At 39.3% G+C, this 3,571-nt stretch carries 4 protein-coding genes; 3 read left to right on the forward strand and 1 reads right to left on the reverse strand.

The genetic code is table 11. The features are described from left to right. Positions 1-4 precede the first annotated feature (4 nt). Positions 5-898 carry a DMT family transporter gene (locus AC1DRF_RS19645; RefSeq protein WP_477741462.1) on the reverse strand — a complete coding sequence of 298 codons (894 nt, stop codon included), beginning with the start codon at positions 896-898 and terminating at the stop codon, positions 5-7. 114 nt (positions 899-1,012) lie between these two features. Between AC1DRF_RS19645 and AC1DRF_RS19650 the strand changes: the two genes are divergently transcribed. The 3 genes from AC1DRF_RS19650 (at position 1,013) to AC1DRF_RS19660 (ending at position 3,472) form a co-directional block, all read left to right on the forward strand. Beyond that, a complete protein-coding gene (locus tag AC1DRF_RS19650) occupies positions 1,013-1,885 on the forward strand; it encodes a LysR family transcriptional regulator (RefSeq protein WP_477741463.1) in 873 nt (290 codons plus the stop codon). A 130-nt stretch (positions 1,886-2,015) separates the two neighbouring features. Continuing rightward, positions 2,016-2,795 carry an enoyl-ACP reductase FabI gene (fabI, locus tag AC1DRF_RS19655; RefSeq protein WP_477741464.1) on the forward strand — a complete coding sequence of 260 codons (780 nt, stop codon included), beginning with the start codon at positions 2,016-2,018 and terminating at the stop codon, positions 2,793-2,795. Between the two features lie 149 nt (positions 2,796-2,944). After that, positions 2,945-3,472: a complement C1q domain-containing protein gene (locus AC1DRF_RS19660; protein ID WP_477741465.1), complete on the forward strand. Its 528-nt coding sequence runs from the start codon at positions 2,945-2,947 to the stop codon at positions 3,470-3,472. The last annotated feature ends 99 nt before the right edge of the window (positions 3,473-3,571 follow it).

Here is a 3,571-nt window from a genome sequence, read left to right on the forward strand (position 1 = left end):
GCTTTTACTTTGGCAATGTCTCTTGATAATGAACTCTTTTTATAAGTAGCAAATTGTCTAACTGAGCAATTAAAATCCCCGCAACCACAATAAAAGAACCAATCAGTACTTTAAGCGTAAACATCTCATGCAAAAAAAGAACGGCAAACAGCGCAGCAAAAATAGGCTCCGTTGCAAATATAAGACCTGAGTGAGTAGGAGTTGTGTAGCGCTGGGCAATGGCTTGACAAATGAATCCAATCGCGCTGCAAAAAACGCCAAGACCTAAAATCGCAATCCATGATGACAAAGTAGTGGGGATGCTAGGGTGTTCAAATAAAAAGCTGCAAATCAGTGCAAATAATCCAGCAAAGCCCAGCTGTAAAATGCCGAGAGCAATTGGATTTTCATTTTTTGTAAACGTGCCAGTTAACGTAATATGAATGGCATAACATAGTGCGGTCCCAATGCAAAGTAAATCACCAGCATTCATATGAAAGGAATGCTTTAAAGTTAAAACACCTATACCGGTTAGGGTAGTGATAACACCAAGCCCAATCGGCCAAGAAGGAAGCTTCTTCATTAACAAGCAGTGGAGCAACGGAACAAAAATGACCGTTAAACTGACAAGAAATCCGGCGTTTGAAGCAGACGTCATGCTGACGCCAAACGTGACAAATGCAAAAACGGAAAACAGTAAAAAGCCTAAAATAGCGGATGATAAAATCGTTTTGCGCGTGATTTGCMGTAAAGGCTTATGAAAAAACAGCCCGGCAATGAAAAAAGCAATCAAACATCTAAGCGCAATAATGGTAAATGATCCGAGTGAACTTAGCCCCATTTTCATAAATACGTACGACATACCCCAAAATACGTTTACCCCAATCATCATCATATTTGCTCGTGTGCGGTAACTCACGTTCAACCCTCCATTGTTTATCATGTACTCACAGTATACAAAGGAATTTGATATTAATAAAATGAATCTTTATAATAATGAACATGAATTAAATTCATGTTTAGGTGGGGTAAAATGAGCTTAGTAAAATACGAAATTTTAAACAAAGTAGCGGAATTGCAAAGCTTTACAAAAGCGGCAGATGCGATGGCGCTCACGCAGTCAGCGGTCAGTCATGCCATTACAAATCTTGAATCGGAATTTGGCTTTCCGCTTGTAAATCGAAACAGGGCGGGGATTACCTTAACAACAGAAGGCGAAACGATGCTGCTTGCTATTCGGAAAGTGCTGCAAGAAAATGAAAAAGTTCATCAAGAAGCAGCCAGCCTATTGGGTCTTGCAAAAGGAACGATTAAAATCGGTATTTTTAAAAGCGTGTCAACCAAATGGCTTCCTGAAATTATTCGGCTGATGGAGAAAAACTACCCTGACATTCAAATTCAGCTCAAGGAAGGTGACTACCTTGAAATTGAACAGTGGCTGCTGAGCGGAGAAATAGACTGCGGCTTTATCAACATTACGCATTCAAGTCAATTTCATATTATTTCTTTAAAAAAAGACCGGCTGCTGTGCGTCGTATCAAATCAAAGTGCTCTATACCATCAGAAAACCGTTTCTTTTGAAGATCTAGAGAAAGAACCGTTTATTATGCCGACATACGGCGGTTATCATGATATTAAGCAACTGTTTGAGGAACGTGGCATTCAGCCTGACATTCGTTTTGAATTAATGGATGAAAGTGCTATTTTATCGATGGTTACGCATCACTTAGGAATTAGCATTTTACCTGAAATGCTTTTGGATTCGATCCAGCAAGAGCTGCGTGCGATTCCGTTTCAAGTAGACAGCTACCGTTCAATTGGTCTAGCTACTCGTTATCATCTTTCACCTGCAGCCAAAAAATTTGCTGAAACAACGCAATCATGGCTGCAGGATTCGGATAAGTAGGAGATTATTTATAGAGCAAAATCGGTTAATTCATAAGACTCTTAGGAACTAAGCGCATCTTTGTGCTATAATAAAGCTATACAATTACCTATTAGTCATCATTGATGACTAATTTTTTTTGGAGGATAATATGGAAGATTTATTACAATTAAAGAACAAGAACATTGTGATTATGGGAGTTGCCAACGACAGAAGTATTGCTTGGGGTGTTGCAAAAGCCCTTCATCAAGTAGGAGCAAACTTAATTTTTACATACCGTAAAGAGCGTTCACTAGGGAAATTGAACAAGCTGCTAGAAAAAAATGGAATTCAAGCATCACTAATTGCTGAATGTGACGTGAACAGCGATGAAAGCATTGAAGCAGCGTTCAAAAAAATCGGAGAAGAAGCAGGCACAGTTCACGGAGTGATTCACTCTGTTGCGTTTGCTCACTCAGAAGATTTAAACGGTGAGTTCATCAATACATCAAGAAGCGGATATGCATTTGCTCAAGATACAAGCGCTTATTCATTGATCGCGGTAGCAAAAGCAGCAAAACCTCTTATGACAGAAGGCGGTTCTCTTGTAGCGATGAGCTATCTTGGTGCAGAGCGCGCAGTTGAAGGCTATAACGTAATGGGCGTAGCGAAAGCAGCGCTTGAGTCTTCAGTAAAATACTTAGCATTAGACTTAGGAAAAGACAATATCCGCGTAAATGCTATTTCAGCAGGTCCAATTCGTACGCTTGCAGCAAAAGGCATTTCTGACTTTAACCAAATTCTTCACCATGTTGAAGAAAAAGCACCTCTTAAGCGTAACGTAACGCAAGCAGAAGTTGGCGACATGACGGTTGTATTACTGAGCCACCTTTCACGCGGCGTAACGGGAGAAATCGTACACGTGGACGCTGGTTACAATATTGTAGGTTAATTCTTAAACACCTTCTCGAATGAGAAGGTGTTTTTTTGTGGGAAACTCAGAAATCTATCGTTTCCTCTAGTGAAAATTATGTGTTAAAGGACAAGCATCCAAGCAGTTTTCCTGCGAATGAATAAAATAGATAGACACATAAAGAAAGGATGATTACGATTAAAAAAGATGATAAATATTATGTAGAAAAGTCTTATTCTTCTAAGAAACATCATCATTGTTCTTCCCCACAAGGAAATACAAGAGACTCAGCGTTTCGTGCTCTTAACCTTACAAATCAGCCAGTATCAGCAAACACTTCTGTGAAAGTTTCTTATCAGTTTAAACAATTTGATTTAGCAAATGAATACAATCCTGTTACGTCTGTTTTTCGCCCCAAAAAAGATGGCGTATATTCCCTTGTTGCTACAATTGGATTTCTTCCTAACGATACGACTGTCGATTATCGAGCGCGCGTAGAAATTCGTGTCAATGGCACGGCGGTTATCGCAATTGATAATGATTTCTTTGGAGGAAACACTATATTTGTCAACGTAGTATCGGTCTCTACTATTTATAATTTAGAAAAAGGAGACCGAGTTGAAGTCTTCGCGGAAAGTAATGTTGACGGCACAATTGTCACAACAGAAAATGTGTCGCATTTCGAAGCAGCAAGATTTCCATCTCCTTCCGAATAAAGAGCTACATGCATCTTTTGAGGTATAGAAGTCGAGAAGAACCAGTTCAATAAAAGCAGAAAAAAGAAGCAGGTTTCTTATAAGAAACCTGCTTCTTTT

Source organism: Priestia sp. P5_B4 (assembly GCF_056400385.1).